3 protein-coding genes are annotated in these 2831 nt (G+C 52.1%); all 3 read left to right on the top strand.

Annotated elements, in window-relative coordinates:
* Positions 1 to 453 precede the first annotated feature (453 nt).
* Complete coding sequence (blaOXA, locus tag FE848_RS18465; protein ID WP_200205349.1) at positions 454 to 1236, top strand: class D beta-lactamase; 783 nt, start codon at positions 454 to 456, stop codon at positions 1234 to 1236.
* An 83-nt stretch (positions 1237 to 1319) separates the two neighbouring features.
* Positions 1320 to 1613, top strand: a complete 294-nt coding sequence (locus tag FE848_RS18460) for a hypothetical protein (RefSeq protein WP_106762042.1) — start codon at positions 1320 to 1322, stop codon at positions 1611 to 1613.
* A gap of 155 nt (positions 1614 to 1768) precedes the next feature.
* On the top strand, positions 1769 to 2831 hold a 1063-nt coding region (locus FE848_RS18455; RefSeq protein WP_200205346.1), incomplete at its 3' end, for a transposase.

The following is a 2831-nucleotide window of genomic DNA, read 5'->3' as shown; positions in this document are numbered from 1 at the left end:
AGCGTTAGCTGGGTAGTGCGTTGTGCCTTTTGGTTGGCTCGGTGGTATTGGCCTTGGCCGTAAACTGGTAGCAAATCCGTCAATTCCGGTGGTTTGCCAAGGCCGTCGGAACCCGCGTCGAGTGGGTAGCCAAAATAAGCCAGCGGCGTTGGCATAAAGGTTAGTGTTTGCCGGAACCAGGTGTCCGTCGAAACTTGGTTCCTTGCTTACCTGCTAATCTGAAGTTCAGGTTCACTTTCCGCATCAGTGCGGGTGTTTTTAATCGGAGTGCATCGTCCAGAGCTTGTGCACAAAGCAACGGAGCAGGCGGTCATGCTGGTTGCCAAGGATCTGGGTATGTCGCCCGCCGGTGCTTCTCAGCTAACCAGTCGCTGTAGTACGTTCCCGGCCCGAGGGCCGTCCACCGGACGCCACTGACGTGGCGCCGCTAAGCTTCGCGTTAGGGATAAGTAGATGAAGAGAATTATTGGTGTATTTTTTCTAATAGTTTCGAACTATGCTTTCGCTACCGATTGGAAAAATAGCTCGGATATTGAAAAGCTCTTTATTGATGCAGAGGTGCGAGGAACCTTTGTTCTATACGACGTAGAAGAAGATACAATCATCGGATTCGACCGGCAGCGCGCGGAAACTCGGTTTATTCCTGCATCAACTTACAAGGTACCACACACACTTATAGGTCTCGCTGAGAACGCGGTTGAGAATGTAGACCAGGTTTTGCCATACGGCGGAGAAGAACAGCCCTTTTCCTCGTGGGAGAAAGACATGTCTCTTCGCGACGCCATACCAATTTCAAACGTGCCCGTTTACCAAGGGCTTGCTCGGCGAATCACGCTTGACCGTATGGCTAAAAATCTTGCACTAATAGGGTATGGTAACAATCAGGTAGGCACCGTCGTAGACAAATTTTGGCTGGAAGGGCCATTGACCATTTCTGCGGTGGAGCAAACAGTCTTTCTAGCGGATTTAGCTCAGAACAAGCTGCCATACACCACCAAAATTCAGGACCAAGTACGTGAGATAACACGTCTTGAAAATGGCGACAATTGGGCACTGCACGGTAAGACTGGTTGGACAGATACGCCTGATCCCGATATCGGATGGTGGGTCGGGTGGGTGGTAAAGCAAGGAAAAGTCTATAGCTTTGCTTTGAATATCGACATATTGAAAGCCTCCGATGCTAAAAAGCGTGTGGAGTTGGGCCGAAAAAGTCTTACCACTTTAGGTATATTATGAGAGTTGTCCCTAACAAAAACAGTCAAGGCGACGCCAAAAAACGGCGCGCTTGCTGTTGGCGTTAAAAGGTAAGGATAAACCTCATGGATGAGTTGGTAGTTGTAGTGTTGGATGCTCTAATCGGCGGTGTGGTGCTGTGGCTAGCCGCAAAGATTACCTATGTGGATTTAGCTCTGAGTGAGACGGTAATTGCAGCGGGAGGAGCTGCGGCCGTTGCTTTGGTGCCTACGGCTGGTTGGGTGCTATCACTTATCGTGCTATTTGTTCTTCTCAAAAAGTTCAGCAGGGCAAACATTTGGCCAGACATCATCCTGATGGTTATTGTCAGTAGGCTGGTATCGTTTGTTGCCTTGGCGGCTCTGGGTGGCCTGCGATAGCTTTTAACAAGTCGCTGTAGTACGTTCCCGGCCCGAGGGCCGTCCACCGGACGCCACTGTCGTGGCGCCGCTAAGCTCAGCGTTGAGGCTGTAGAAAAACCCCGAAATCGCGCCTCGGTTTGATAGGATTGAGCAAACAGACAAGGAGCCGTCAGATGCCCAAAGCCAAGCCCCGCTTCAGGCCCTATAGCCACGACCAGGACACTATTCTCGTGGTGAATTATAAAGAGCAGCTTCAGCCCGGCACCTTCGAACATGCCGTGCACTACCTGATTCAGCACAAGCTCGACCTGTCGGTTTTTTATCCCCGTTATCGCAACAAGGACACAGGCCGTCGGGCCTACGATCCGGCCATTCTGCTGCCCGTTATTCTGTTTGCCTATTCCCGCGGTATCACCTCCAGCCGGGAGATCCAGTGGTGCTGCGAGACCAACGTTATTTTCAAAGCGCTGTCCTGCGACACGGTGCCCCATTTCACGACCTTGGCCAAGTTCGTCAGCAGCCATGCTGATGAGATTGAGGAACTGTTCGAACAGGTACTGCTGGTCTGTGATGAACAGGGCTTGCTGGGCCACGAACTGTTTGCCATCGACGGCTGCAAGATGTCCTCCAATGCCGCCAAGGAATGGTCCGGCACCTTTAAAGAGCTGGAGGCGAAACGCCAGAAACTCAAACGACTCATCCGCCACCACCTGAAAGAACACCACGAACGGGATGAGGCGGAAACCGAGGCCGAACTGGACCGGGATATCCGCCGTGCGAAGACGGTTCTCTCTCTGGACGAGTCCTTGCAGAAAGTAGACCGTTTCCTAAAGACGAGCAGCCCAAGGATGGGCCAGGGGAAACGGCGCAAGGAAGTGAAGAGCAACATCACCGATAACGAAAGCGCCAAGATGACCACCAGCAAGGGCACAATTCAGGGCTATAACGGCGTGGCCACGGTGGACAAGAAACACCAGATCATCATCGATGCCCAAGCCTTCGGCGAAGGTCAGGAACACCACACTTTAAAGCCGGTGTTGGAAAGTGTGGAAGCCCGCTTCAAAAAGCTCGGCATTGCAGACAGCATCTATCAACAAGGTACCGTTGTCACTGCGGACACCGGCTTCGCCAATGAAGCCAACATGAAGTACCTGCACGAAAGGCAGATCAACGGTTACATCCCGGACAATCGCTTCCGCAGCAGGGATCCAAAGTTCCAGAACCAAAAAGACAAAT

The organism is Marinobacter sp. 1-3A (genome assembly GCF_016597775.1).
In the GTDB taxonomy this organism is placed as follows: domain Bacteria; phylum Pseudomonadota; class Gammaproteobacteria; order Pseudomonadales; family Oleiphilaceae; genus Marinobacter; species Marinobacter xiaoshiensis.
Note: the sequence above shows the minus strand (reverse complement) of the source record. Positions and strands in the feature narration are given on the sequence as shown.